This is a genomic window from Isoptericola sp. 178 (assembly GCF_030586525.1).
Taxonomy (GTDB): Bacteria; Actinomycetota; Actinomycetes; order Actinomycetales; family Cellulomonadaceae; genus Isoptericola; species Isoptericola sediminis.
Genome location: NZ_JAUQYN010000003.1, coordinates 773,578 through 798,146 on the forward strand (window position 1 = coordinate 773,578; position 24,569 = coordinate 798,146).

The 24,569-nt window shown below is 72.5% G+C and carries 27 protein-coding genes; 13 read left to right on the top strand and 14 right to left on the bottom strand.

Features of this window, described 5'->3' with window-relative positions:
* Nucleotides 1-16 precede the first annotated feature (16 nt).
* Complete coding sequence (locus tag Q6349_RS12815; RefSeq protein ID WP_304604383.1) at nucleotides 17-484, top strand: DUF3515 family protein; 468 nt, start codon at nucleotides 17-19, stop codon at nucleotides 482-484.
* 1 nt (nucleotide 485) lies between these two features.
* Here the strand turns inward: Q6349_RS12815 and Q6349_RS12820 are convergent, their stop codons facing one another.
* From Q6349_RS12820 to Q6349_RS12830, 3 genes are all read right to left on the bottom strand, one after another.
* Nucleotides 486-941 carry a hypothetical protein gene (locus Q6349_RS12820; RefSeq protein ID WP_304604384.1) on the bottom strand — a complete coding sequence of 152 codons (456 nt, stop codon included), beginning with the start codon at nucleotides 939-941 and terminating at the stop codon, nucleotides 486-488.
* Between the two features lie 85 nt (nucleotides 942-1,026).
* Nucleotides 1,027-2,163 (bottom strand): D-alanine--D-alanine ligase family protein, encoded by a 1,137-nt coding sequence (locus Q6349_RS12825; protein ID WP_171247219.1) that lies wholly within the window; start codon nucleotides 2,161-2,163, stop codon nucleotides 1,027-1,029.
* A 48-nt stretch (nucleotides 2,164-2,211) separates the two neighbouring features.
* Nucleotides 2,212-3,645 carry an AMP-binding protein gene (locus tag Q6349_RS12830; protein WP_304604385.1) on the bottom strand — a complete coding sequence of 478 codons (1,434 nt, stop codon included), beginning with the start codon at nucleotides 3,643-3,645 and terminating at the stop codon, nucleotides 2,212-2,214.
* Nucleotides 3,646-3,743: 98 nt separating this feature from the next.
* Here Q6349_RS12830 and Q6349_RS12835 point away from each other — a divergent pair, with 98 nt between their 5' ends.
* A complete protein-coding gene (locus Q6349_RS12835; protein WP_304604386.1) occupies nucleotides 3,744-4,898 on the top strand; it encodes an acyl-CoA dehydrogenase family protein in 1,155 nt (384 codons plus the stop codon).
* A gap of 27 nt (nucleotides 4,899-4,925) precedes the next feature.
* Here the strand turns inward: Q6349_RS12835 and Q6349_RS12840 are convergent, their stop codons facing one another.
* Nucleotides 4,926-5,600 (bottom strand): TetR/AcrR family transcriptional regulator, encoded by a 675-nt coding sequence (locus Q6349_RS12840; RefSeq protein WP_171247222.1) that lies wholly within the window; start codon nucleotides 5,598-5,600, stop codon nucleotides 4,926-4,928.
* 92 nt (nucleotides 5,601-5,692) lie between these two features.
* On the opposite strand from Q6349_RS12840, the gene Q6349_RS12845 reads away from it, so the two are divergent.
* From Q6349_RS12845 to Q6349_RS12855, 3 genes are all read left to right on the top strand, one after another.
* On the top strand, nucleotides 5,693-6,385 hold the full coding sequence (locus tag Q6349_RS12845) for a DUF4386 domain-containing protein (RefSeq protein ID WP_304604387.1): 693 nt from the start codon (nucleotides 5,693-5,695) through the stop codon (nucleotides 6,383-6,385).
* A 23-nt stretch (nucleotides 6,386-6,408) separates the two neighbouring features.
* Entirely contained in the window at nucleotides 6,409-7,563 is a 1,155-nt protein-coding gene (locus Q6349_RS12850; RefSeq protein WP_304604388.1) for a PLP-dependent aspartate aminotransferase family protein, read from the top strand.
* 88 nt (nucleotides 7,564-7,651) lie between these two features.
* The gene (locus Q6349_RS12855; protein WP_304604389.1) at nucleotides 7,652-8,344 is read left to right on the top strand and encodes a hypothetical protein; all 693 of its coding nucleotides are present in this window, start codon (nucleotides 7,652-7,654) and stop codon (nucleotides 8,342-8,344) included.
* Nucleotides 8,345-8,364: 20 nt separating this feature from the next.
* Here the strand turns inward: Q6349_RS12855 and Q6349_RS12860 are convergent, their stop codons facing one another.
* From Q6349_RS12860 to murA, 3 genes are read right to left on the bottom strand one after another with little or no spacing between them, the layout of a single operon-like run.
* On the bottom strand, nucleotides 8,365-9,375 hold the full coding sequence (locus Q6349_RS12860; RefSeq protein WP_304604390.1) for an NAD(P)H-dependent glycerol-3-phosphate dehydrogenase: 1,011 nt from the start codon (nucleotides 9,373-9,375) through the stop codon (nucleotides 8,365-8,367).
* Nucleotides 9,372-10,127, bottom strand: coding sequence for a 1-acyl-sn-glycerol-3-phosphate acyltransferase (locus Q6349_RS12865; RefSeq protein WP_304604391.1), 756 nt, complete (start codon nucleotides 10,125-10,127; stop codon nucleotides 9,372-9,374). The genes Q6349_RS12860 and Q6349_RS12865 overlap by 4 nt, the downstream gene beginning before the upstream one ends.
* Before the next feature lie 30 nt (nucleotides 10,128-10,157).
* The gene (gene murA / locus Q6349_RS12870) at nucleotides 10,158-11,474 is read right to left on the bottom strand and encodes a UDP-N-acetylglucosamine 1-carboxyvinyltransferase (RefSeq protein ID WP_171247226.1); all 1,317 of its coding nucleotides are present in this window, start codon (nucleotides 11,472-11,474) and stop codon (nucleotides 10,158-10,160) included.
* A 358-nt stretch (nucleotides 11,475-11,832) separates the two neighbouring features.
* Here murA and Q6349_RS12875 point away from each other — a divergent pair, with 358 nt between their 5' ends.
* The 5 genes from Q6349_RS12875 to Q6349_RS12895 all read left to right on the top strand — a co-directional run bounded on the left by Q6349_RS12875 (nucleotide 11,833) and on the right by Q6349_RS12895 (nucleotide 16,536).
* Nucleotides 11,833-13,029 (top strand): NAD(P)/FAD-dependent oxidoreductase, encoded by a 1,197-nt coding sequence (locus Q6349_RS12875; protein ID WP_304604392.1) that lies wholly within the window; start codon nucleotides 11,833-11,835, stop codon nucleotides 13,027-13,029.
* 130 nt (nucleotides 13,030-13,159) lie between these two features.
* Nucleotides 13,160-13,612 carry a hypothetical protein gene (locus tag Q6349_RS12880; protein WP_304604393.1) on the top strand — a complete coding sequence of 151 codons (453 nt, stop codon included), beginning with the start codon at nucleotides 13,160-13,162 and terminating at the stop codon, nucleotides 13,610-13,612.
* Nucleotides 13,609-14,352, top strand: coding sequence for a DUF4389 domain-containing protein (locus Q6349_RS12885; protein WP_304604394.1), 744 nt, complete (start codon nucleotides 13,609-13,611; stop codon nucleotides 14,350-14,352). The genes Q6349_RS12880 and Q6349_RS12885 overlap by 4 nt, the downstream gene beginning before the upstream one ends.
* A gap of 43 nt (nucleotides 14,353-14,395) precedes the next feature.
* Nucleotides 14,396-14,950 carry a hypothetical protein gene (locus tag Q6349_RS12890; RefSeq protein WP_304604395.1) on the top strand — a complete coding sequence of 185 codons (555 nt, stop codon included), beginning with the start codon at nucleotides 14,396-14,398 and terminating at the stop codon, nucleotides 14,948-14,950.
* Nucleotides 14,947-16,536, top strand: a complete 1,590-nt coding sequence (locus Q6349_RS12895) for an FAD-dependent monooxygenase (RefSeq protein WP_304604396.1) — start codon at nucleotides 14,947-14,949, stop codon at nucleotides 16,534-16,536. The genes Q6349_RS12890 and Q6349_RS12895 overlap by 4 nt, the downstream gene beginning before the upstream one ends.
* On the opposite strand, the gene Q6349_RS12900 is transcribed toward Q6349_RS12895, so the two are convergent.
* The 6 genes from Q6349_RS12900 to rnhA form a co-directional block, all read right to left on the bottom strand.
* Nucleotides 16,511-17,683, bottom strand: coding sequence for a MarP family serine protease (locus Q6349_RS12900; protein WP_304604397.1), 1,173 nt, complete (start codon nucleotides 17,681-17,683; stop codon nucleotides 16,511-16,513). The genes Q6349_RS12895 and Q6349_RS12900 overlap by 26 nt on opposite strands.
* Nucleotides 17,684-17,843: 160 nt before the next feature.
* On the bottom strand, nucleotides 17,844-18,098 hold the full coding sequence (locus Q6349_RS12905; RefSeq protein ID WP_304604398.1) for a hypothetical protein: 255 nt from the start codon (nucleotides 18,096-18,098) through the stop codon (nucleotides 17,844-17,846).
* Nucleotides 18,022-18,792, bottom strand: coding sequence for a nucleotidyl transferase AbiEii/AbiGii toxin family protein (locus tag Q6349_RS12910; protein WP_304604399.1), 771 nt, complete (start codon nucleotides 18,790-18,792; stop codon nucleotides 18,022-18,024). The genes Q6349_RS12905 and Q6349_RS12910 overlap by 77 nt, the downstream gene beginning before the upstream one ends.
* A complete protein-coding gene (locus Q6349_RS12915) occupies nucleotides 18,789-19,361 on the bottom strand; it encodes a type IV toxin-antitoxin system AbiEi family antitoxin domain-containing protein (protein WP_304604400.1) in 573 nt (190 codons plus the stop codon). The genes Q6349_RS12910 and Q6349_RS12915 overlap by 4 nt, the downstream gene beginning before the upstream one ends.
* Before the next feature lie 242 nt (nucleotides 19,362-19,603).
* On the bottom strand, nucleotides 19,604-21,007 hold the full coding sequence (gene lpdA / locus Q6349_RS12920; RefSeq protein WP_171247241.1) for a dihydrolipoyl dehydrogenase: 1,404 nt from the start codon (nucleotides 21,005-21,007) through the stop codon (nucleotides 19,604-19,606).
* 57 nt (nucleotides 21,008-21,064) lie between these two features.
* Nucleotides 21,065-21,508, bottom strand: coding sequence for a ribonuclease HI (gene rnhA / locus Q6349_RS12925; RefSeq protein WP_304604401.1), 444 nt, complete (start codon nucleotides 21,506-21,508; stop codon nucleotides 21,065-21,067).
* Between the two features lie 148 nt (nucleotides 21,509-21,656).
* Here rnhA and Q6349_RS12930 point away from each other — a divergent pair, with 148 nt between their 5' ends.
* From Q6349_RS12930 to Q6349_RS12940, 3 genes are all read left to right on the top strand, one after another.
* Nucleotides 21,657-22,520 (top strand): LLM class flavin-dependent oxidoreductase, encoded by an 864-nt coding sequence (locus Q6349_RS12930; RefSeq protein WP_304604402.1) that lies wholly within the window; start codon nucleotides 21,657-21,659, stop codon nucleotides 22,518-22,520.
* Between the two features lie 74 nt (nucleotides 22,521-22,594).
* Nucleotides 22,595-23,527, top strand: a complete 933-nt coding sequence (locus Q6349_RS12935; RefSeq protein WP_304604403.1) for a hypothetical protein — start codon at nucleotides 22,595-22,597, stop codon at nucleotides 23,525-23,527.
* On the top strand, nucleotides 23,524-23,931 hold the full coding sequence (locus Q6349_RS12940) for a GntR family transcriptional regulator (RefSeq protein WP_304604404.1): 408 nt from the start codon (nucleotides 23,524-23,526) through the stop codon (nucleotides 23,929-23,931). Before Q6349_RS12935 ends, Q6349_RS12940 begins: the two co-directional genes overlap by 4 nt.
* On the opposite strand, the gene leuD is transcribed toward Q6349_RS12940, so the two are convergent.
* Nucleotides 23,924-24,562, bottom strand: a complete 639-nt coding sequence (gene leuD, locus Q6349_RS12945; protein WP_171247246.1) for a 3-isopropylmalate dehydratase small subunit — start codon at nucleotides 24,560-24,562, stop codon at nucleotides 23,924-23,926. The genes Q6349_RS12940 and leuD overlap by 8 nt on opposite strands.
* Nucleotides 24,563-24,569 lie beyond the last annotated feature (7 nt).

Consider the following 24,569-nt stretch of genomic DNA (forward strand, 5'->3'; position numbering starts at 1 on the left):
CGGTTACCGTAGGCACGTGCTCGTCCGTCGACTCGCCGCCCTGCTCGCCCCGCCGTGCCTCGTGCTGCTCGCCGGCTGCACCCCGACGATCGGGGTCGAGCCGGGCGAGGACGCCGCGAACCCCGACTGCGCACCCGTGATGCTGGCACTGCCGGACGTCGTCGCCGGGGACCTGGAGCGCGCCGACGTCAACGCCCAGTCGACGGCCGCCTGGGGCTCACCGGGCGCCGCGGTCACGCTGCGGTGCGGGGTCGAGGAGCCGGGCCCCTCCCCGGACTGCCAGCGGATCGACACGGCCAACGGTTCCGTGGACTGGGTCGTGGAGACCAACGACAGCGGCACCTGGCGTTTCACGACCTACGGCCGGACCCCCGCGATCGACGTGACCGTGCCGCCGTCGGTGACGACGGACCACTCGACGTCGTTCATCGCCGACCTGACGTCCGCCGTCTCCCTGATCCCGGCGACCAGGAGCTGCACCTGAGCTAGCCGAGCTCCGCCCGCCACAGCTCCAGACCCGGCTCACCGGCCTCGACGCAGGCGTCGGCGACGTCACCCACGGCGCCGCGCAGGTCGTCGTGCTCGCCGCCCGCACCGACGACGGCGTCACCACTGGTCCACGCCGTCCCGTCGTCCGCCACGAGGCGCCCGTCGTCCGCCACCGAGAACCCGGCGGGCCAGACGACCACCCGCACGTCGTCGGAATCCGCCTCGGACGCGAGGCCCCAGCAGCCGTCGTCGTCGAGGGCCAGCACACCGGCCCATGCGGCGTCCATGCCGCCCTGCCTGACCAGCTGGACCAGGGCGACGTGACCGCCGGCCTCCTCCACGCGCACCCCCGTCAGCGCACCGCAGGCACCGGTCGCCAGGAGCAGGCCGGCGACCGTGGTCGTCGTGATCGACCGGTGCACGGCACCGCACACAGCCCACCGTCGCGCCATCGCACGCCTCCTCGACCGGACATGGTCAACGTAGCGGCACGGACGGTCCGACGCACCGGCGTCGTGCCGGCGTCCGACGAGCAGGTCAGCGCAGCCCGGTCGGCCTCTCGAGGGCGAGCTGGATCAGCTCGTCGACCAGCGCCGGGTAGCTCATCCCGGTCGCCTCCCACATGCGCGGGTACATCGAGAACGGGGTGAACCCCGGCATGGTGTTGATCTCGTTGACGACGACCTGCTGCTCGGGCGTGACGAACACGTCGACGCGCGACAGCCCCTCGGCCTCCACGGCCTCGAAGGTGCGGACGGCGAGGTCGCGGACCTCGGCGATCACCGGCTCGGGGAGGTCGGCGGGGCACGACAGCTCGACGTGCGCCTCGTCGAGGTACTTGGCCTCGAAGTCGTAGAAGGCGTGCGTGCCGTCCACGACGATCTCCCCGGGCAGCGACGCCCGCGCGCGGTCTCCGCCGCGGCCGCCGAGCACCGCGCACTCGATCTCGCGGCCCTCGATCCCGGCCTCCACGATCACCTTCGGGTCGTGCTCGCGGGCCTCCTCCACGGCGGCCGGCAGGTCCTCGAGCACGTCCACCCGGGTGATGCCGAGCGACGACCCCGCCCGGGCGGGCTTGACGAAGACGGGCAGCCCGAGCCGCTCGACGCGGGCGACGCAGGCCTCGGGGTCGGCGTCCCAGTCGTGGGGCTTGATGACCTCGTAGGGCCCGACGGGGATGCCGTGCCCGGCCAGGACGAGCTTCATGAAGTGCTTGTCCATCCCGACCGCGGACGCCAGCACCCCGGCGCCGACGTACCGCACGTCGGCCAGCTCCAGCAGCCCCTGGACCGTGCCGTCCTCGCCGAACGGCCCGTGCAGCAGCGGGAAGACGACGTCGACCTGACCGAGCACGTCGGGGACCTGCCCGGGCTCCAGCGTGCGCAGGGTGCGCTCGCCCGCGGTCAGGGACAGGACCACCTCGGCACCCTCGTCGGAGGTCACCTCGGGCAGCCGGCCCGCCGTGATCCTCCAGCGCTCGGCGTCGTCCTCGGCGACCACCCAGCGCCCGGCGCGGGTGATCCCGATCGGGACGACGTCGTAGGCGTCACGGTCGATCGCGCCGAGCACCCCGGCGGCGGTGGCGGCGGAGATCGCGTGCTCGCCGGAACGGCCTCCGAACAGGAGGGCGACGCGCGGCTTGCGCGGGGGCGCGGAGGGCTGGGTCTCGGGCATCGGCCCGACCCTACCGGACCGCTCACCCGCTCCGGCACGCGGTCGCCGTCACGCCGCGCGCAGCTCCTTGCGCAGGATCTTGCCCGACGCCGACTTGGGGACGGCGTGGGTGAACTGCACGGCACGGACCTTCTTGTAGGGCGCGACCCGGGCGGCCACGTACTCCATCACGTCCTCCGCGCTGAGCTCCGCGCCCTCAGCCCGCACGACGAACGCCTTGGGGATCTCCTCGGCGTCGACGGTCACCACGTCCCCGGTGTGCAGGAACCCGTCGGCGTCGATGGTGTCGCGCGTCTCGGCCTCGTTGCCCAGGTAGCCGACCATGACGTTCGGGCCGGCGCAGAGCAGCTCGCCGGGAGCGCTCGTGCCCTCGGCCGGCTGCTCGATCTCCTCACCGGTGGCGGGGTCCACGACCTTGGCCAGCATGTTGGGCACCAGCAGCCCGATCGAGCCGGGATCGATGTCGTCCCGGTCGAACGGCACGACGTGGGAGACGGGTGACATCTCGCTCATGCCGTAGCCCTGCATGACACGGGCCCGGGGCAGCCGTTCCCCGACGGCTGCCGCGAGCTGGGCGTCGAACGGTGCGGCGCCGGACATCATGATCCGCACGCTGGACAGGTCGGCCTCGAGCGCGAGCGGGTGCTTGGCGAGCGCCAGCGCGATGGGCGGGGCGACGAACAGCACGGTCGCCCGGTGCTCGGTGATGACGCGCAGGTACTCCGGCAGGTCGAACCGGGGCATCGTCACCACGGTGGACCGCTGGTGCAGGGCGCAGTTCATGAGCACGGTCATGCCGTAGATGTGGAAGAACGGCAGGACCGCCGGGACCACGTCGTCGCGCACCAGCGGGATGTAGGGCTCGGACTGCAGGACGTTGGCCACGAGGTTGCGGTGCGTCAGCATCACACCCTTGGGCAGGCCGGTCGTGCCCGAGGAGTACGGCAGCACCGCCAGGTGGGTGGCGGGGTCGAAGGACACCTCCGGGGCGGGGGCGCCGGCCGCGAGGAGGTCGCGCAGGTTCGAGTACCCCTCGGCGCCGTCCATGACGACGACGTCGTCGCGCGAGAGCCCGGCGGCCTCGGCGCCCTCCGTGGCCTGCGCCAGCAGGGGCGACACGGTGATCAGCGCCTTCGACCCGGAGGCGGTGAGCTGCTTGCCCACCTCGGGCCCGGAGGCGAGCGCGTTGAGCGTGGTGACGGTGACACCGGCCCGCAGCAGTCCGTGGAAGACGCTGATGAAGGCCGGGACGTTCGGGCTGTGCAGGGCGACCACGTCACCGACGCCGAGGCCGCGGGCCGCGACGGCACCGGCGACGGCGTCCACCTGGGCGCGCAGGGCACCGAAGGTCGTGGCCTCGCCGGTCGGGCCGTCGACGACGGCGGTCCTGCCGAGGTCCTCCTCGGTCAGGGAACCGAACAGGAAGTCGTACAGGCTGAGGTCGGGGATCTCGACATCCGGGTGCGGGCTTCGGACGACCAACGGTGGCTCCTCTCTCCGACGCGGTCCTCGGCGACCGCTGCTGGCGCCACCCTAGCCCGGCGTCGGTCGGCAGCCCGCACCGATGTTTGAATCGGGGCATGACGACGCTGCTCTCCGACGACCTGCTGGCCACCATCCGTGGCCGGGCCGCGATCCACGACCGGGAGAACTCGTTCTTCGCCGACGACCTGGACGACCTGCGGACCGCCGGCTATCTCGGGGCGCTCGTGCCGACCTCGACGGGCGGGCGGGGACTCTCCCTGCGCGAGCTGTGCCACGAGCAGTCCCGGCTGGCCGGGGCGGCACCGGCCACCGCGCTGGCCGTCAACATGCACCACGTGTGGACGGGCGTCGCCCGCTACCTGCACGAGCGGGGCGACGACACGCTCGACTGGCTCCTCGCCGAGGCGGCGGCCGGGGAGGTCTTCGGGTTCGGGTACTCCGAGGCCGGCAACGACCTCGTGCTGCTGGGGTCGCGCACCGAGGCCCGGCCCGACGGCGAGGGTGGCTACACCTTCCACGGCCGCAAGATCTTCACGTCGAACTCCCCGGGGTGGACCCGGCTGGGCGTCATGGGGCTGGACAGCACGACCGACCCGGACGACCCGCGCATCGTGCACGCCTTCATCACGCGCGACGGCGGCGGGTTCGAGATCCTCGACGACTGGGACACGATCGGCATGCGGGCGTCGCAGTCGTGCACCACGGTGCTCGACGGTGCGCACGCCCCCGCCGAACGGGTCATGCGTCGGATCGCGCCGGGTCCGAGCCTGGACCCCTACGTGCTGGGGATCTTCACCAGCTTCGAGATCCTGCTCGCCGCCGTGTACGCGGGCATCGCCGACCGCGCGCTCGAGCTGGCGGTGTCCACGGTGGAGCGGCGCACCTCGATGAAGACCGGCAAGGCGTACTCCCAGGACCCGGACATCCGCCGGCGCATCGCCGCCGCGGCGCTGGCCCAGGACGGGATCTGGCCCCAGATCGACCAGATCGCCGGCGGGATCGACGCCCTCGAGGACCGGGGCGCCGGGTGGTTCCGCGCGACGTCGGGCCTGAAGATCCGCGCGACCGAGACCGCCCGCGACGTGGTCGACGAAGCGATCCGCTGCTCGGGCGGCTCGACGTACTTCCACCGCTCGGAGCTGGGGCGCCTCTACCGGGACGTGCTGGCCGGCATCTTCCAGCCCAGCGACGACGAGTCGGCGCACGCCCAGGTGGCCCAGTCCCTGCTCGGTCCGCTCCGGCAGGACTGAGTCCGGGCCGGCGGCCCGCCGCGACGGTCAGACGCCGTCGCGGCGGGCCCGCTCGATCCCGTCGAGGAGCAGGCCGAGCGTGAACTCGAACTCGGTCTGGCTGTCGCACCAGCCGAGGGTCGGGTCGGCCGGGTCGTGCAGCTCGGCGGCGACCATCGCGGTGAGATGGGGCAGGGACTCGGCCATGGCCGCCAGCTCCTCCTCGGCGACGTCGTCGTCGCCGGCCTGGGGGTCGAACACCTCGGGGGTGAACCCGAGCACCATGCCGCCCAGGGCGTGCATCGCGCGGTGCGCCAGCCGGTAGGAGCACCCGCCGCGCACCATCGCGCCGAGCGCCTCGTCGTAGAGCTGGTAGACCCCTGGCCGGAGGTTCGGTCGTGACCCGAGCAGCCGGGGCAGCCACGGGTGGCGCACCACGACGTCGCGCGCGACGAGGCAGCGCGACCTCACGTCCGCCACCCAGTCGTCCCCGGGATCCTCCCGCTCCGCCAGCCCGGCATGGATCTGGGCGGCCACGACGTCGACGAGGCCGTCGAGCAGCTCGTCCTTCTTGCCGGGCAGGTAGTGGTACAGGGACATCGCCTCGACGCCGAGCCGCGTCGCCACGCCCCGCATGGTCACCGCGGCGAGACCGTCCGCGTCCGCGAGCGCGACCCCGGCACCGAGCACGCGGTCGCGGCTCAACGGTCCGTCGGAACCCATCTGCGTCCCCCTCTTCCCTCACTCGACCTTACGCCGTATGGTTGCCTTACGCCGTAAGGACGCGGCCCTCCGCCTCTCGGAAGGAACCCATCATGGACCAGCGCATCTCCCGGCCGGTCGCCCGCACCACCGGACTGCTCTACCTCGCCCTCGGGATCACCGGCATGGCGGGCTTCCTGCTCGTGCGCCCGCTGGTCTTCGACCCGACCGACGCCGCGACCACCGCGACCCTGCTCGTCGAGCACGAGCTCCTGGCGCGCGTCGGGATCGCTCTCGAGCTCGCCCTGGTGGTCAGCCAGGCGCTCGCCGCCCTTTGGTTCGTCCGGCTCTTCCGCCCGGTCGAACCCTTCGCCGCGGCCGCGGTCGGCGTGCTGGGCATGATGAACGCCGTCGCGATCCTCGGCAGCACGGCCGCTCTCGGCACGGCCCTGGGCACCGCGCTCGCCGGGGACCCCGCCGGACCGCAGCAGATGTTCCTGCTCTCGGAGAACCTGTGGCTCGCCGGTGCGGCGTTCTTCGGACTCTGGCTGATCCCGATGGGTCGTCTCGTGCTGCTGTCCGGCCTGCCCCGCGCGCTCGGCTGGTTCCTGCTCGTCGGGGGTGTCGGCTACCTGCTGCAATCGTTCCTGCTCGTCCTCGCCCCCGACGCGGGTCCGGTCGCCGACGTCCTCGTGCTGCCCGCCACCGTCGGCGAGCTGTGGATGATCGGCCTGCTGCTCTGGATCGGGTTCCGACGCGACCGCTCGCGCACCGACGTCGCCGAGGAACCGGCCCTGCGTCCCTGACGAGGACCGTAGGCTGGGCTGCCATGACGCCCGACCCGCCCGCCCATGCCGTCCCGAGCCTCGCACCCGCCACCGTCGCCGTGACGGCCGGCCGCCCGTCCCGCGTGCAGGGCGGCCCGGTCAACCCACCGGTCGTGCTGTCCTCGACCTACGTCTCGCGCGGCATCCCGGGCGACGAACCGCTCTACGCCCGCGGTGGCACCGAGACCTGGGAGTCGTTCGAGCAGGCCCTCGCCGCCCTCGAGGGCGGCGAGCACGGCATCGTCCTGGGATCGGGCATGGCCGCCATCGCCGCCGCGATCGGGGACCTGCCCCCGGGCAGCACCGTCGTGGTGCCACGGCACGCCTACCAGGTCACGCTGGGCTACCTCGACGACCGTGCCGCCCGGTACGACGTCGAGGTCCGCCGCGTCGACGTCGCGGACACCGAGGCCGTGGTGGCGGCCCTCGACGGCGCGGACCTCCTCGTGGTCGAGTCGCCCACGAACCCGATGCTGGAGATCGCCGACCTGCCCGCCCTCCTGGCCGCCGCCCGCGACCGGGGCGTGCGGTCCGTGGTCGACAACACCTTCGCCACCCCGCTGGGACAGCAGCCGCTCGCCCTCGGGGCCGACGTCGTCGTGCACTCGGTGACGAAGTACCTGTCCGGGCACACCGACGTCGTCCTGGGCGCGGTGGTGACGAACGACGACCGGATCGCCGCCGACGTGCGCTCCTACCGGACCCTGCACGGGGCGATCGCCGGGCCGATGGAGGTCTTCCTGGCGCTGCGCGGGCTGCGCACCCTGCACCTGCGCGTCGAGCGGGCCGCGGCCAACGCCGTCGAGCTCGCCCGCCGCCTGCACGACCACCCGGCCGTGGCCGAGGTGCGTCACCCCTCGCTGCCCGACGACCCGGGGCACGGACGGGCCGCGGCACAGATGGCGCACTTCGGCGCCGTGGTCGGGGTGCGCCCGGTCGGCGGCCGGAACGCCGCGGACGCGCTGGTCGACGCCGTGCGGCTGTGGGTTCCCGCCACCTCGCTGGGCGGCGTGGAGTCGCTGCTGGAACGGCGTCGGCGCCTGGCGACGGAGTCGCCCACGGTGCCGGAGGACCTCGTGCGGCTCTCCGTCGGCGTCGAGGACGTCGAGGACCTGTGGGCGGACCTCGCGCAGGCCCTGGAGCGGGCGACCGCCTGAGCTGCCGACGCGCCACGTCCCTGCGCGGTGCCGGGAACCGCCGGCGGGCCTACGCTCGTCGGAGGGACCCGTCCACCAGGGAGGCACCGTGCACCCTTCATCGCACCGCCGCCGGGCTGCGGGGACCTGTGCCCTCCTGGCCCTCGGTGCCCTGCTGGCCGCCTGCGGCGACGGCGAGGGGACGTCGGGCTACGGCGGCGGCGTGTCGACGGCGGACGCCTCGCCGACGACCACCGCCGCGACGCCCACGGCGTCGGCCACCGACGACGCCGGCACCGCGGAGCCCACGGACACCCCCGACGAACCGTCACCCGACGCGGCGAGCGCGACGGAACCCGTCACGCCGTTCGCGGGCGGGACCGCCCTGGACGAGGGCGACCCGAGCGCCGACGCGATGCTGACCGTCACCGGCATCCGCGTCGGCGCGCACGAGGAGTACGACCGTGTCGTGTTCGACCTGGACGGCACCGGCACCCCCGGCTACCGCGTCCAGTACGTCGAGGAGGCCGTCGAGCCGGGCAGCGGCGAGACGGTCGACGTCGCCGGTGACGCCGTGCTGCAGGTGGAGATCACGGGGTCGGCGATGCCGACGGACTCGGGCGTGACCGAGTACGGCGGCGACCCGGTCGCCGGTCCGGGCGGGTCGATCGAGCAGGTCGTCTACCGCTTCGTGTTCGAGGGCACCACGACGGCGTTCGTCGGGGTCGACGGCGAACCGCGCCCGTTCCAGGCGTTCACCCTGGAGGACCCGGTGCGCCTGGTGGTGGACGTCGGGAACTGAGCGTCGGGCCGGCCGGCCGCTCAGTCGGCGAGGCTCTCGGACTTCTGCGGGCGAGACAGCAGCGCGCGCGCCATCTCGTCCACCGAGAGCCCCTCGTGCAGCACGGCCACGACACCGGCCGTGATGGGCATGTCGACACCGTGCTGCTGGGCCAGCTCGAGGACGGAGCGGGAGGACTTCACGCCCTCCGCCGTCGTGCCGGTGGCCTCCAGCGCCTCCTCCAGGCTCATGCCCTGGCCGACGTACTTGCCCAGCGAGTGGTTGCGCGACAGCGGCGAGGCGCAGGTGGCGACGAGGTCGCCCATGCCCGCCAGGCCGGCGAACGTCTCCTGCTCGGCGCCCAGCGCCCGCCCCAGGCGGGTGATCTCGACGAGCCCCCGGGTGATGACGGTCGCCGTCGTGTTCCAGCCGAACCCGCTGCCCTGCGCCATGCCGACGGCCAGCGCGATGATGTTCTTCACCGCGCCGCACAGCTCGACACCGACGACGTCGGAGTTGGTGTAGGGCCGGAAGTACGAGTTCGAGCAGGCCTCGGCCACGACCCGCGCGTTCTCGGCGTCGGAGCACGCCACCACCGTCGCCGTGGGCTGCCGGGCGGCGATCTCCTTGGCCAGGTTGGGCCCGGACACGACGGCCACGCGCTCGTCCGGGACGTCGAGGGCCTCGGCCACGACCTGGCTCATGCGCTTGTCGGTGCTGAGCTCGACGCCCTTCATCAGGGAGACGACGATCGCGTCGGGCTCGAGGTGCTCGCGCAGCGGCTCCAGGGTGCGCCGGGCCACCTGGGAGGGGATGGCGACGACGACGATCCTCGCCCCGGCGAGCGCGGCGGCGGCGTCGGTCGTGGCGGCCATCGCCGGGAGCTCGACGTCGGGCAGGTACTTGCTGTTGCGTCGCTCCTCGGCCACCTGGCGGACCAGGGCCTCGTCCCGGCCCCACAGGGTGACGTCGCAGCCGGCGTCGGCCATGACCATCGCGAACGTGGTGCCCCAGGAGCCGGAGCCCAGGACCGCTGTCGTCGGGCCCCTCACGGGCGCTCCACCGGCGGGTAGTGCATCTGTCTCACCTCGTAGTCAGGGTGCTTGCGCAGGTCGAACCGTCGCGCCGGCGGCTCCTCGCCCCGGAGCGTGGCGAGCTGGGCGGTGATGGCGTCCATCACGCGGTCCATCGCCTCGCGCAGGGTGGCGGAGTCGAGCGGTCGGTCGTACAGGTCGCTCAGGTCGACCGGCGGGCCGGCCGTGACCTGGACCCGCTTGCGCGGGAAGAGCCGCGGCAGCTTGCCGTAGCGGGGCAGGATGTCCGTCGCGCCCCACTGCGCCACGGGGACGACCGGCAGCTTCGACGCCAGGGCGATCCGGGCCAGACCCGTCTTCGGCTCCATCGGCCACAGGTCGGGGTCGCGCGTCAGCGTCCCCTCCGGGAACACCGCCACGCAGGCGCCCTCCCCGAGCTCGCGACCCGCGCGCTCCAGCGAGGCGGCGGCCGCCTGGCTGCCCCGGTCGACGGGGATCATGTTCGTCGCACGCAGCGCACCCCCGACGACCGGCACGTCGAACAGCCCGCGCTTGGCCAGCACGCGCGGCTCGACACCCTGGTCGAACAGGTAGTGCACGAACGTCAGGGCGTCGAGCTCGGTCGCATGGTTGGCGGCCGCGATGAATCCGCCGTCCGTGGGGAGGTTCTCGCTGCCGCTCCACTCGTAGCGGCACATCGAGAACAGCACGGGCCGGACGATCTTCGCGATGACGCGGTAGAGCCGCGACTCAGGTCTGGCGATGGGCACGGCCGGAAGCCTACCTGCCGACCGCAGGCGTCAGCCCCGGGCGACGTCGGCGCCCAGCGCCGCCAGCTTGTCCTGGAAGGACTCGTACCCGCGGTCGATGAGGCTGATGCCGCGCACCGTCGAGGTGCCCTTGGCCGCCAGCGCCGCGATGAGGTGGGAGAACCCGCCGCGCAGGTCCGGCACCTCGATGTCGGCCGCCTCGAGGGGGGTCGGCCCGGACACCACGGCGGAGTGCTGGAAGTTGCGGCGGCCGAAACGGCAGGCCGCGCCGCCGAGGCACTCCTTGTAGACCTGGATCGTGGCGCCCATCTGGCGCAGCGCCTCGGTGAACCCGAACCGGTTCTCGTACACGGTCTCGTGCACGATCGACAGACCCGTGGCCTGCGTGAGCGCGACGACCAGCGGCTGCTGCCAGTCGGTCATGAAACCGGGGTGGACGTCCGTCTCGAGCACGATGGAGCGCAGCTCCCCGCCCGGGTGCCAGAACCGGATGCCGTCGTCCTGGACGTCGAACTGGCCGCCGACCTTGCGGTAGGTGTTGAGGAACGTCATCATCTCGGGCTGGGTGGCGCCCTTGATGGTCACGTCACCGCCGGTCGCCAGCGCGGCCGAGGCCCAGGACGCGGCCTCGATGCGGTCGCCGAGGGCGTTGTGGACATAGCCGTCGAGACGGTCGACGCCCTCGATGCGGATCACCCGGTCGGTGTCGACCGAGATGATCGCGCCCATCTTCTGCAGCACCGCGATGAGGTCCATGATCTCGGGCTCGATCGCCGCACCGGTCAGCTCGGTGATGCCCTCGGCCCGCACGGCCGTCAGCAGCAGCTGCTCGGTGGCCCCGACGGACGGGTAGGGCAGCTCGATCCGGGTGCCCTGCAGGCGCCGCGGCGCACGCAGGTGGATGCCGTTGGGCCGCTTGTCGACGACGGCACCGAACTGGCGCAGGATGTCGAGGTGGTAGTTGATCGGCCGGTCGCCGATCCGGCAGCCGCCCAGGTCCGGGATGAAGGCCTCACCGAGACGGTGCAGCAGGGGGCCGCAGAACAGGATCGGGATGCGGCTGGACCCGGCGTGCGCGTCGATGTCCGCGACGTGCGCCGACTCGACGTTCGACGGGTCGAGGTCGAGGATGCCGGCCTCCGGGTCGTACTTGACGTTGACCCCGTGCAGCTCGAGGAGGCCGGAGACGACCGCGACGTCACGGATCTGCGGGACGTTGCGCAGCACGCTCGCCGACTCTCCCAGCAGGGAGGCCACCATCGCCTTGGACACGAAGTTCTTCGCTCCACGCACCTCGATGGTGCCCTGCAGCGGCGTGCCGCCGTTGACGTACAGCAGATCAGTCATAGGTCGTCGTTCGTCCTGTCGTCGCGGAATCCGCAGCACGGTGGTGCTGCTCGTCGGTGCGGGCCCCCGGCTCGCAGTGGCGCGGTCGTGCGCAGCGCGCACGATCCTCCCCCCGGAGGCCCTCGGGTGCCAACACCCGGCACCGCCACAGTATTCACGTTCACCACACCTTCACTCCGCGGGCGCGGACTCGCGCGGGGGCACGCCACGGTTGGCCGGATCGTGATGCGGTGCAGGCCGGATCGTGACCCGGACGCACCCTTCTGCCACGCGGGTGAAGTCCGTCACAAACACATACCCCCCAGGGTGTGAGGAGTAGCCTGGAAACAACGGTAGGTCCGCGATGAAGGAGTCGATCATGACCGCTCGTGTCCTGGTTCTCGGCGGCAGCTTCGCAGGGATGACGGCCGCCCTGTCCATCAAGTCCGACCTGGGCGACGAGGTCGACGTCACCGTCGTCTCGGCCTCGGACCGGTTCGTGTTCAACCCCTCCCTGATCTGGCTGCCGTTCGGCCGTCGCGGCCGCACCGACATCACGTTCCCCCTGGAGCCGACGTTCACCAAGAAGGGTGTGCGGTTCGTCCACGGCGAGGCGAGCTACGTCGACCCCGACCACCACCGGGTCGAGACCACCGAGGGCACGTTCGACTACGACTACCTGGTGATCGCCACGGGGTACCGCAACGACCTCGACGTCGTCCCCGGGATGCGCGACACGCCCACCATCACCACGCTCCACGACGCCGAGCGCACCTACGACGCCTGGCGCCGGTTCCTCGACGACCCCGGTGACGTGGTCATCGGCGCCACGCAGCGCGCGAGCTGCTTCGGGGCGGCGTACGAGTTCCTCTTCAACACCTCCTACCAGCTGCGCCGCGCCGGCCTGCACGGCAAGGTCAAGCTGACCTACGTCACCTCCGAGCCCTTCGCGGGACACTTCGGCATCGACGGCATGCCGGGCGCCAAGCCGCTGATGCGGATGTTCGCCAAGAAGGAGGGCATCACCGTCGAGCCGAACCAGTCGATCCAGGAGATCAAGCCCGACACGGTCGTGCTGTCCGACGGGCGCGAGCTGCCGTACAAGTTCGCCATGATCGTCCCCCCGTTCCGCGGGCAGGACTTCCTCGCCAAGACCCCGGACCTGGTCGACGCCGGCAACTACGTCAAGGTCCGCCCGACCTACCAGTCCGAGAAGTGGGACGACGTCTACGCCGTCGGCATCGCCGCCGCCGTGCCCGTGCCCTGGACGACCCAGGTCGCGACCGGCATCCCCAAGACCGGGTTCCCGAGCGAGCAGCAGGCCCACATCGCCGCCGAGAACATCGTCGCCCAGGTCCGCGGCGAGGAGCCGACGGCCGCCAAGGAGTTCGGCAAGATCCCGGCCCTGTGCGTCATGGACGCCGGGAACAACGGCGTGGCGATGGTCGCCGACCACATGCTGCCGCCGCGCAAGGCCGCCGTCATGGTGCCCGGACCGCAGAACCACGCGTTCAAGATCGGCTTCGAGAAGTACTCCCTGGCCAAGATGAAGGCCGGCAAGGTCAAGCTGCCCTGACCTCGAGGACCCGGGCCGAAGGTCCCGCCACCGCGGGACCGACGGCCCGGGCGAGCGCCGCGCACGGGGAGCATGATCGAACCAGGACGGGCGCCGACCCGGGGCCCGCACGGACGGGGGTCGGCCTGTGATGAACGCTCCACGGACCACGGACACCACCCGTCGTCGGCCCACCGGCGCCGCGCGACGGGTCGGCTACTCCTTCGCGGTGCTCGCCAACGGCCTGCTGCTCGTGCTCATCCACGGCTGGCCCGGCTGGGAGGCGGTGCCGTTCCTGACCCCGGCGACCCTCGAGGTCCTCCCCCTGGTCGACGCCTCGATCGTCGTCGGCATCGCCGCCAACGTCGTCTACCTCGTGGTGGACCCGCTCTGGCTGCGAGCGCTCGGCGACCTCGTCGTCACGGCGGTCGGGCTCGTCGCCACCGTGGCCGTGTGGCGGGTCTTCCCGTTCGACTTCGCGGGCTGGTCGTTCGACTGGACGATCGTCGTCCGGATCCTGCTGGTCGTGGCCATGGTGGGCAGCGTCATCGGGATCGTCACCGGGATCGCTCGCCTCGTGACCGTGCCAGGGAGACACCGATGACCGACACGAATCCGCCCCGACCCACCGGGCCGGCCCCGTACCCGTTGCGGATGGACGCCGAGCCGCCCGCCCAGCTCTCCCGCGGACTGTGGCTGGTCAAGTGGCTGCTGATCTTCCCCCACGTCGTGATCCTCATCGGGCTCTGGATCGCCTTCGCGGTGCTGACCGTCATCGCGTTCTTCGCGATCCTGTTCACGGGGCGCTACCCGCAGGGGATCTTCACCTTCAACGTCGGCGTCCTGCGCTGGTCCTGGCGGGTGTCGTACTACTCCTACGGTGCCCTCGGTACGGACCGGTACCCGCCGTTCACCCTCGCCGACGTGCCCGACTACCCCACCCACCTCGACGTCACGCCCCCGCAGCATCTCTCCCGCGGTCTCGTGCTGGTGAAGTGGTGGCTGCTCGCCATCCCCCACTACATCGTCGTCGGCATCCTGCTGGGCACCAGCTCGCGCACGACGGAGATCGCCTCCGACGGGACCGTCGTGGTCACCGACTGGCCGCCCGGCGTCGGGCTCGTCGGCGTGCTCGTGTTCTTCGCCGCGGTCGTGCTGCTGTTCCGGGGCGACTACCCGCGCGGGATCTACGAGCTCGTGCTGGGCCTGCAGCGCTGGGCGTTGCGGGTCGCCGCGTACGCGGCACTCATGACGGACGAGTACCCGCCGTTCCGGCTCGACATGGGCGCGCGGGAGACCGTTCGCGGACCGGCCGACCCGGGACCGCCACCACCGTCCGTCTGACACGGGCCGGCTCCTCGCCGACGCGCGAGGCAGGGAGGCAGACATGGCGAGCCCGCGCCCCGCACCCCAGCGGGTCGCCTGGCCGGCGGTCGCACGGTGCGTCGCCGTCAGCGTCCCGCTGCTGGTTCGCGGACAGGTGCGACTCCCCCGCCACAACCTCGGCAGGACGTTCCGCTTCGCCGACGGGACGACGGCGACGACCTACCGCGAGACGGTCGTTGCCCGGGGACCTCGCGACCCCTGCTTCCTGGCGGTCTCGTTCCGGCTGCGCGGTGTCCGTGGGCCACGTGGGCACGCCGCGTTCCGCGCCGAGAGCCTGCTGAACACCCCGCTGTTCGTCGGGTTCCCGGGTTTCGTGTCCAAGCTGTGGCTCGCGGCCGACGAACGGCACGTCTACCGCGGCCTGTACGAGTGGGACGGCAGCGAACGTGCCGAGCACTACGCCCGGTCGCTGTGGCGCGTGCTCGCGCTCGTGAGCGAGCCGCCGTCCATCGACTACCGGATCGAGCCCGGTCTGGGCCGTGACGAGGCGATCCGGCGGTCCGCCGAGACGGCACTCCCGGGGAGCGGCGGCTGGTGGCAGGTGGTCGAGGGATGAGCACCGACGTCGACGTCCTGGTGGTGGGCGCCGGTCCCACCGGGCTCACGACGGCTCTGCAGGCGCACGACCACGGGGCGTCGGTCCGTGTCGTGGAGCGCCGCCCGGAGGCGTTCCGCCCGTCACGAGCGATGATCCTGCACCCGCGCACGCTCGAGTCCCTGCGTCCGCTCGGAGTGGTGGACGAGCTGCTGGACCGCGCCGACCGTGCTCCGCGGGCCTCGGTCCACCTCGGGAGGCGCGTGGTCGACGTCCGGCTGACCGACGTCACCTGGCCGGGCACGCCCTACCCGCACCTGACGCTGGCGCGGCAGGCGGACGTCGAGGCCGTGCTCGGGGCCGCGCTCCAGGAGCGCGGCGTCACGGTCGAGCGGGACGCCGAGCTCGTGACGGCGTCCACCACGGACGACGCCGCCCGCGCCGAGGTGCGCGTCGGGGGGTCCGTGCAGCAGGTGACCAGCCGGTTCGTCGCGGGGTGCGACGGGCCGGCGAGCACCGTCCGTCGGATCGCGGGGGTCGGCTGGCGTGGCGGCCCGTACCGCGAGGAGGTCGTCCTGGCCGACGTCGAGCTCGACGCCGCCCTGGCACCGGGTCTGCTGCACGTCGTGGTCGGCCGCCCCGGCCTGGTCTTCCTCTTCGCCCTGGGCGAGGGGGCCACCTGGCGTGTCCTCGCCACCCGAGCGACGACCGGGCACGGAGCCCCCTTCGGGCAGCCCGGGGAGCCGGTCCCCGCGTCCGAGGTGCACCGGCTGCTGGAGGCCGCCGGCCTGCCCGCCGCCGTCACCGACCTGCGGTGGTCGGCGCGCGTCCGGCTCCAGCACCGGATGGCCGGCGCCTTCCGTCGCGGTCGGCTCTTCCTCGCCGGCGACGCGGCGCACGCGCACTCACCGGCTGCGGCGCAGGGGATGAACACGGGGATCCTCGACGGCGTGAACCTGGGGTGGAAGCTCGCTTTCGCGGCGTCCGGGTGCGGGGACCCCGAGGCACTGCTGGACTCCTACGGGCTCGAGCGACGTCCGGTCGACCGCCGGGTGCTGGCCCTGACCCACCTGGTCTTCTACGGGGAGGCCTCGACGACACCGCTGCCGACGCTGCTGCGGGGCACCCTGCTGCCGTGGGCCGCACCGTTGGTCCCGACCGTCACCGCACAGCCGCGGGTCATGGCGTTGCTCGTCCGGCTGCTGTCCCAGGACTGGACGAGCTACCGCAGCAGCCCCGTGTCCGCCGACGGGACGTCCGCCCGACGGAGCCCTCGCCCGGGACGGCACCTCCCCGACCGCGCCGTCGTCCACGAGGGACGGCGCCGACGGCTGCACGAGCTGACCGCGCACCCCGGGATCCACCTGCTCCTCGACCGGGACGCCCCGGCGCCCGACGCGCGCGGCCTCGGCCCGTGGGTCAGCACGCACCGCCTCCAGAGCAGTCCCGGGCACGGCCTGGTGGCCGTTCGTCCGGACGGGTTCGTGGGGTTCGGCACCGCGGAGCGCGACCCGGAGGGCCTGGCCCGATGGTTGGAGCGGGTCTGCACCCCGGAACGCGTGGTGCGCGCGGAGGGCCCGCTCAGCCGGAGCAGCTCCCCGGTGTGACGGCGTCCTGCAGGTCGGGAGCCTGCGCGACCACCGGCATCAGCTCGTTCGTGGTCACGCCGTAGCCGAGCCCGTCGTCGGACTGCGACCTGCCGAAGATCACGCCGACGACCTCGCCGCCCGGGGACAGCACCGGGCCGCCGGAGTTGCCGGCGCGGATCTCGGCGGCGAGCGCGTAGACGTCGCGCTCGACCCGGCCGCTGCCGTCGCTCGCGGGGACACGCACGCCCCCGGCGTCGAGCACCTCCGCACCGACCGAGGTGAACGGGCCGCCGTAGGGGTACCCCTGCACGACGGCCGCGTCGCCGACCTCGAGCGTCGGGGCGACGGCGAGCGGCGCGGCGTCCAGGCCGTCGACGGCGACGACGGCGAGGTCGGCGTCGGGGTCGTAGTAGACGACGCGCCCCTCCTCGGCCGGCCGGCCCGGCAGCTCGACGAGCGGCCGCTCGACGCCCGCCACGACGTGCGCGTTGGTCACGACGCGGTCGGACGCGACGACGAACCCCGAGCCGGTCACCCCCGTCCCGCAGGCGTAGGCCGTGCCCCAGACCCGCGCCACCGACTGGGCGGAGGTGTCCAGGGCCGGGTCCGCGAGGTCGACGTCGGGCGCGACCCGCGTCCGACGCGGATCGAGCAGCCCGTCCAGGGTCGGCAGCCCGTCGTCGACCACCGCGGCACGCGCCTGGGCCAGCGAACGGGTCACGGGGGCCGGCGTGTAGTCCTCGATGGTGCGCAGGACCGACGACGACGAGACGGCCGGCGCGAGCACGGGCGACCCGGTCGCTTTGACCGTCGTGCCGAGGAAGGACAGCGCCACGGCGGCCACCAGCAGGCTCGCCACGCCACCGAGCAGACGCTCGAGCGGACCGAGCGGGGTGCGGTCGACCTGCCGCCGCAGTCCGTGCCCGATCCCGGAACCGACCGAGGCACCGATCAGCGGGATCACGACGGCGAGGAAGAGCGTCGCCGGGCCGCGCCACTGAGCGGTGGGCAACGCGTCGACCACGAGGGGCACGGCCAGGAAGGTGACGACTCCGCCGACGACGAGACCCACCAGACCGCCGAGCGTGGCCAGCAGCCCCCGGGACAGCCCGGCGACGACGGCCACCACGAGGAGCACGACGAGCACGACGTCGAGGGGTGTCACCGGGATCCTCCGGGGTGCTGGGCGACGAGGAACGCCGAGGATACGTGGTCGGACTGTGTTCTTCCTGAGAACGGGGCCGCCCTCCGGTGGTCGCTGGCCACCAGGCATATCGCCGCAGAGGCACCTAGGCCCACGTCGATTTCGGCATGGACGCACTCACCTACTGCGCGCTGTCGATCTGGACGATCCACTCGTTGACCGCCGCGACCGCACCGTCGAGCAGCATCGACAGGCCGGCGTCTCGGGCTGCCGTCGCGTAGTCGCGCGCCGCCCAGTGTTCATGAGCAGTGACGTTCGGCGGCCATGAGCGCTCGGGGCGACCCAGTGCACGCGCATCCTCAGCGCGCGCGTCGAACACCGCTATGGCGGCCGGACGAATGTCGCTCAGGCTCGGCTCGCCGTCCTCGTCGATCATGGACCGCAGGAGGACGAGGTCGACGACGTCGCGGGGCCGGTCGTTGACCCACATCGGGGGCTCGTGCGGATCCGAGGCCGCGTGGAGCTTCTGCGCGATCTGGTAGCGCATCGCGCATCGTGACGAGTGCGTCCGGCGTCGGCAGCCCGAACGGCTCGAGGCGCGGAGCCGGGATCGTCTCAGGCATCGCGCCCGCGCCACCCTCGTCTGGCGCGAGCTCGACCTGGACCTTGCGCCACACCTGTCCCTTCAGGCTCACGAACACCTGGAAGCGGCGGGGCTGGACGACACGGGTCGGGGTCTGGATCGTCTCGACCTCGGACCGGGTGAGCGTGAGCGGTCCCCACTGCTCTTCGAACGCGGCATCGAGCGCGACGATGAAGTCGTCGATGTCCCCACGGACGAGGCCGTCGAGGTCGCTCGTGGCACGCGCGGTCTTGCCCAGTCGATGCTGGAGGTAGGTACCGCCCTTGAGCAGGAAGCGGGGTGCGCCTTCGGAGTCGACCGCGCGTTGGAGCGCGGCGATCACGACCGTGGACGCGACGAGCCAGCCCATCCGCCCACCAGCGGCGGGCACGTCGAGCGCCTTCTCGGCATGGGTGACCCACTGTGCGAGGATCGACGCGCTGGCCGGCGGCTTGGCCTTGGGCTTGAGGTCGGCGAGCGTCTTGGCGGGCGGCTCGGCCTCGGTCATGCGCGATCCTCCAGGAGCTGGGTCAGACGGGCCACGTCGGCGCGCCGGACTGCGCCGGTCCGCTCCCCGCGCTCGATCGCCTGACGCAGGAGATACGTGGGCGTGCCGTAGGCGATGCACTGCTCGATCGCGGTCGTCGCCGTGACGACGCGCATGAGGTTCCACCAGCCGAGCTGGTCCGGCATCAACCTTTCGACGTGGACCACGAAGGCGTCGTTGTCGGACCGTCGAATCCGACGAGCCGTAGGGATGGTGACGTGGTAGCGGGCGGGGTTCACGTCGCTGATCTCGTGCAGCGCGAGGGCCGTCTCATGGCTCAGTGCCGCCTCCGGGTCACCCGTGCGCAGGAGCGCGACCTGGTAACGCTCGTTCTCGACGCCTGGCAGGTAGGGCACGCGGTAGATGCCGCGAGCCACGGGGAGCAGCCCTCCACGAGCGACGAGATGGTCGAGGGCACCCGGGGTCACGCCCAGGTCGTCGACAGCCTGCCTGCGGGACACCAGGCCGTTCTGCCCCTCCGCAAGATCACGCAGGGCATCGCGAGCGAGAACCTCACCAGGACCAGGCATGTCAAAAAACTACCACTAGTGGGGGTGTTTTGACATGTCTTGCTTGCCAGAGCTCCTACCCACGCGTCGCCCGACCTCTTGCCCAACCGGCTCCTGACCTCGGCGCAGGGAAGCACCCCCGCCCTCGGCCGACCCTGGTCGCCCACCACGGTCGAGGCGCAGAAGAGGCCCTGAACTGCGGCGATACCGCAGTTCAGGGCCTCCGAGCAGGACGGTCGAACCTGTCCGTGCTGTCGCAGGGATCAGAGGTTGAGCATGTGCCCCGCGAGACCGTGCACGGCCTCCTGGACGGACTCCGACAGCGTCGGGTGGGTGTGCACGTTGCGCGCCACCTCGTCGGCCGTGAGGTCCCACTTCTGGGCCAGGGTGAGCTCGGGCAGCAGCTCCGAGACGTCCGGGCCGATCAGGTGGGCGCCGAGCAGCTCGTTGTACTTCGAGTCGGCGACGAGCTTGACGAAGCCGGCGGTCTCGCCCAGGCCGTGCGCCTTGCCGTTGGCCATGGTCGGGAACTTGGCGACCTTGACGTCGTAGCCCTCGTCCTTGGCCTGCGCCTCGGTGAGGCCGAAGGAGGCGACCTGCGGCGAGCAGAACGTCGCACGCGGCATCATCCGGTAGTCGCCGAGCGTCATGGTCTCGGCACCGGCGATGGTCTCGGAGGCGACGACACCCATGGCCTCGGCCACGTGGGCGAGCATGAGCTTCGCGGTGACGTCACCGATGGCGAAGATGTGCGGCACGTTCGTGCGCATGTGCTCATCGATCTCGATGGCGCCCTGCTTGGTGAGCTGCACACCGGTGTTCTCCAGACCGAAGCCCTCGACGGCCGGGGCGAACCCGACGGCCATGAGCACCTTGTCGACCTCGAGCGAGCCGGGCTTGTCGTCCTTGACGCCCTTGTACTCGACCTTGACCGAGGAGCCGTTGTCCTCGACGGACTGCACGGCGGTGGAGGTGAGGATCTTGATGCCGAGCTTCTTGTACTGCTTCGCGATCTCCTTGGAGACCTCGGCGTCCTCGTTGGGCAGCGCCCGGTCGAGGAACTCGACGATGGTGACGTCCACGCCGTAGTTCTTCATGACGTAGGCGAACTCCATGCCGATGGCGCCGGCGCCGACGATGGCGACCGACTTCGGCAGCTCGCGCGTCATGATCTGCTTCTCGTAGGTGACGACGTTCTCGGAGAGCTCGACGCCGGGAAGCAGCTTGACCTGGGAACCGGTCGCGATGATCACGTTGTCGCCGGTCACGGTCTCGGTGCCGCCGTCGTTGAGCGCCACCTCGATCGTGTTCGCGTCACGGAAGGTGCCGCGGCCGTCGTACTCGGTGATCTTGTTCTTCTTCATGAGGAAGTGGACGCCCTTGACCCGTCCGTCCGCCACCTCGCGGGACCGGTCGTAGGCCTTGCCGAAGTCGAAGCTCACGTCCCCCGACATGCCGAAGTAGTCGGCCTGCTCGTGGAAGATGTGCGACAGCTCGGCGTTGCGCAGGAGAGCCTTGGAGGGGATGCAGCCCACGTTGAGGCAGACACCACCCCAGTACTTCTCCTCGATGATCGCAACGGACTTGCCGAGCTGGGCCGCACGGATCGCGGCGACGTAGCCGCCGGGGCCAGCTCCGAGGAGAACGACGTCGTAGTGAGAAGCCATGGGCCACAGCCTATGGGGTGCGCGCCGGTGCGTGCGTCGTGAGGTCCGTCGCAGGTTTCAGCGCACCGAGTCGACCCCGTCGTTGGCGAGCTGGTCGGCCCGCTCGTTGCCCGGGTCGCCCGCATGGCCCCTGACCCAGACCCAGTGCACGTCGTGCTGGGCGACCTCGGCGTCGAGGGCCTTCCAGAGGTCGGCGTTCTTCACCGGCTTCTTCGCCGCGGTCTGCCACCCGTTGCGCTTCCAGCCGGCGATCCAGGACTTCATGCCGTTCATCACGTACTGGGAGTCGACGTGCAGGGTGACGTCGCTCGGGCCCTTCAGCGCGCGCAGCGCCTCGACGACGGCCGTGAGCTCCATGCGGTTGTTCGTCGTGGCCTTCTCGCCGCCGAAGAGCTCCTTGCGGTGCTCGCCGGAGCGCAGCAGGGCGCCCCATCCCCCGATGCCGGGGTTGCCCTTGCAGGCACCGTCGGTCCAGATCTCCACGGTCGGCTTGTCGCTCACGGGGGTCACCCTACGTCCCGGCACCCCTGCCCCCGCCGCCGACGCCGACGCCGACGCCGACGAGCGTGCGCACTCGCTCCCTCATCGGGCAGGACGAGGGAGCGAGTGAGCACGCTCGTTGTCGGAGGGGGTGTCTAGCGTCACGGAGATGAGGTTCGGGTTCATCAGCAGCTTCGGCACACCCGCCCAGCACGTGGAGATCGCCCGCGCGTGCGAGGAGCACGGCTGGGACGGCTTCTTCACCTGGGACGGCGTCAGCCTGGGCGAGTTCGGCGAGGGCGCGGTGGCGACGTGGGACCCCTTCGGGATCCTCGCGGCCGCGGCGACGGTCACCGAACGCGTCACGCTGGGGGCGATGGTCTTCGCGCTACCCCGGCACCGGCCGTGGGAGCTGGCGCAGCGGGCGCTCACCGTCGACCACCTCTCGGGCGGCCGCCTCGTGCTGCCGGTGGGCGTCGGCGTCACCGACGACCGCGCCTTCAGCTCGGTGCCGGGGCAGCCGCTCACGCTGAAGGACCGTGCGGCGGCCCTGGACGAGACCCTGGCCTGGCTCGAGCGGTCGTGGTCGGGCGAGCCCTTCACCGCCGACGGCGAGCACGTGCGCACCGGTGTGTTCCAGTTCCCGCAGCGGCCCGTCGCGGGCCGCATCCCCGTGTGGCCGGTGGGGGTCTGGGACGCCACCCGGCCGCCGGCCCGGAACCTGCGCCGCGCGCTGCGCTGGGACGGCGTCGTCCCCCAGCTGCGCGGCACGGCCGAGGTCCCGGGACCCGACGACGTCGCGGGTCTCGTCGCCTGGATCGAGGCCGAGCGCTCCGCGCGGGACGACGCCGGGCGGCCGTTCGACGTCGTCGTGCAGGGTCGCCTGCCCGACGACGACACCGCGGCCGCCGAGCTCGTCGCCGCCCTGCGGGATGCGGGCGCGACGTGGTGGGTCGAGTCGCGCTGGGACCCGGCCCAGGACACCCCCGAGTCGCTCCTGGCCCGCGTCCGCCAGGGACCCCCGGCCACCTGACGGCACCGGTGGACGACGCACCGCCGATTCAATGGTTCAATGTGTTGACTCATTGAGCGAACAGGGAGGTTCCCGTGGCGGTCGTCGTCCTGGCGCTGGGGGTGGCCGCGGCCGCCGTGCCCGCGCTGCTCGTGAGCGCCGTGCTGTGGTTCCGGCGCCGGCCCACCGACGTCGGCGAGCCCACCCTCGCGGCCCGGCGCCACGAGCTGCTGGTGTCCACCGCGGCGCTGCTCGCCGCCGCGGTGTGCGCGGGTGTGCTCCTCGCACAGCCGGTGACCTGGCAGCCGGCCACGCCGGCCCCGGGGCTGCTGCAGGCGCTCAGCCCCTGCGCCGTCGCGGCCACGTTCGCCGCCGTGCGCGGCGTCGGTGAGCTGACCTGGCCCCGGCCGCGCGGCGAGGTCCGCAGCGCCCCGCTGCGACGCCGCACCGCACGCACGCTCGGCGGAGCACGCCTGCGCCTGATGGTCATGACCGCGGGATGCCTCGCCGCGACGCTGGTCGGGTTCGGCCTCACGGCCGACCCGACGGGCCGCGCGTTCCCGACCGGACCGGTCGCCCTCGCCGACGGCGGGACCCTGAGCGGCGCCACCGGCCCCTACCCCGGATGGCCCTACGGCGGTCCCCTGCTCGTCGCCGTCCTGATCACCCTCGGGGTGACCGGCCTCGCACTCGCCACGATCGTCCGACGGCCGCCGCTGCACGGGGTCCCGGGGCACCACGACGACGCCGTGCGGGCCACGAGCACCGCGCGCCTGCTGGGTGCGGTCCAGCTCTGCCTCGGCGTCACGCTCGGGGGCGTGCTCGCCGTCGGCGGCATGGCACTGCGGAACGCGGGAAGCTCCCTGCTGCTGAACGGGGCGTCGCCGCACGGACTGGTCGCCGTCGGCACCGCCCTGGCCCTGGCCGGTGGCGCGATCCTGCTCGCCTCGGTCGTCGCGGGTCTCGTGACCGTGGCCCCGCGGCAGGCGCCCGACCCCGCGACCCCGGCGGACGCGGCCGTCGCATGAGCGACGTCGTCGTCGACCTCGGCTCTCCCGTCCCGGCCTACGAGCAGATCCGGGCCCAGGTCGCCGCTGCCGTCGCGGTGGGCACGCTCCGGCCCGGGGACCGGCTGCCGGCCTCCCGCGCCCTGGCCCACGACCTCGGTATCGCGGTGGGCACCGTGCAGCGGGCCTACCGCGAGCTGGAGGGCGACGGCGTGGTGGTCTCGCGACGGCGCACCGGCACCGTCGTCACGCCGGGGAGGACGACGACGGGCGGCGGGACCGTGGTCCCGCCGCCCGTGATCGTCGAGCGGACCCGCGCGCTCGTCGTCGAGGCGCGGGCCGCCGGCCTCACCGACGAGGCCGTGCTCGACGTGGTCCGGGGCGTCCTGGCCGCACCGCGCGGCCAGGACTCCGACGTCAGCTGACCGGACGCGCCGGCTCGATCTCCACCTTCGGCAGGTGCTTGGCCGGCAGGGTCGTGGGGCGCCAGGACGACCGTGACTGCTCGTACGCGGAGATGTCGTCCTCGTGCTGGAGGGTGAGACCGATGTCGTCCAGACCCTCCATGAGCCGCCAGCGGGTGTAGTCGTCGATCTGGAACGGCACGGTGACGTCGTCGGCGTGCACGGTCCGCTGCTCGAGGTCGACGGTGACCTCGGTACCCGGCTTCGTCTCGAGGATCTTCCAGAGCAGCTCGATGTCGTCCGGGGCCACGACGCCGGCCACGAGGCCCTGCTTGCCCGAGTTGCCGCGAAAGATGTCCGCGAACCGGGAGGCCAGCACGACGCGGAAGCCGTAGTCCTTCAGCGCCCAGACGGCGTGCTCGCGCGAGGAGCCGGTGCCGAAGTCCGGGCCGGCGACCAGCACCGAGCCGTTCCGGTAGGCGTCCTGGTTGAGCACGAACGACTCGTCCCCGCGCCAGGCGGCGAACAGGGCGTCCTCGAAGCCGGTGCGCGTGACCCGCTTGAGGTAGACGGCGGGGATGATCTGGTCGGTGTCGACGTTGCTGCGGCGCAGCGGCACCCCGACGCCGGTGTGGGTGAGGATCTTCTCCATAAGGGGT

Coding starts and splice junctions, on each gene's coding strand:
- Q6349_RS12825 (WP_171247219.1), bottom strand. CDS start 2,163: ATGCCCGAGACCCAGCCCTCCGCGCCCCCGCGCAAGCCGCGCGTCGCC.
- Q6349_RS12835 (WP_304604386.1), top strand. CDS start 3,744: ATGACGACGCTGCTCTCCGACGACCTGCTGGCCACCATCCGTGGCCGG.
- Q6349_RS12850 (WP_304604388.1), top strand. CDS start 6,409: ATGACGCCCGACCCGCCCGCCCATGCCGTCCCGAGCCTCGCACCCGCC.
- Q6349_RS12915 (WP_304604400.1), bottom strand. CDS start 19,361: ATGCCTGGTCCTGGTGAGGTTCTCGCTCGCGATGCCCTGCGTGATCTT.
- murA (WP_171247226.1), bottom strand. CDS start 11,474: ATGACTGATCTGCTGTACGTCAACGGCGGCACGCCGCTGCAGGGCACC.
- Q6349_RS12930 (WP_304604402.1), top strand. CDS start 21,657: ATGAGGTTCGGGTTCATCAGCAGCTTCGGCACACCCGCCCAGCACGTG.
- Q6349_RS12895 (WP_304604396.1), top strand. CDS start 14,947: ATGAGCACCGACGTCGACGTCCTGGTGGTGGGCGCCGGTCCCACCGGG.
- Q6349_RS12910 (WP_304604399.1), bottom strand. CDS start 18,792: ATGACCGAGGCCGAGCCGCCCGCCAAGACGCTCGCCGACCTCAAGCCC.
- Q6349_RS12840 (WP_171247222.1), bottom strand. CDS start 5,600: ATGGGTTCCGACGGACCGTTGAGCCGCGACCGCGTGCTCGGTGCCGGG.
- lpdA (WP_171247241.1), bottom strand. CDS start 21,007: ATGGCTTCTCACTACGACGTCGTTCTCCTCGGAGCTGGCCCCGGCGGC.
- leuD (WP_171247246.1), bottom strand. CDS start 24,562: ATGGAGAAGATCCTCACCCACACCGGCGTCGGGGTGCCGCTGCGCCGC.
- Q6349_RS12875 (WP_304604392.1), top strand. CDS start 11,833: ATGACCGCTCGTGTCCTGGTTCTCGGCGGCAGCTTCGCAGGGATGACG.
- Q6349_RS12940 (WP_304604404.1), top strand. CDS start 23,524: ATGAGCGACGTCGTCGTCGACCTCGGCTCTCCCGTCCCGGCCTACGAG.
- Q6349_RS12890 (WP_304604395.1), top strand. CDS start 14,396: ATGGCGAGCCCGCGCCCCGCACCCCAGCGGGTCGCCTGGCCGGCGGTC.
- Q6349_RS12905 (WP_304604398.1), bottom strand. CDS start 18,098: ATGATCGACGAGGACGGCGAGCCGAGCCTGAGCGACATTCGTCCGGCC.
- Q6349_RS12885 (WP_304604394.1), top strand. CDS start 13,609: ATGACCGACACGAATCCGCCCCGACCCACCGGGCCGGCCCCGTACCCG.
- Q6349_RS12845 (WP_304604387.1), top strand. CDS start 5,693: ATGGACCAGCGCATCTCCCGGCCGGTCGCCCGCACCACCGGACTGCTC.
- Q6349_RS12820 (WP_304604384.1), bottom strand. CDS start 941: ATGGCGCGACGGTGGGCTGTGTGCGGTGCCGTGCACCGGTCGATCACG.
- Q6349_RS12880 (WP_304604393.1), top strand. CDS start 13,160: ATGAACGCTCCACGGACCACGGACACCACCCGTCGTCGGCCCACCGGC.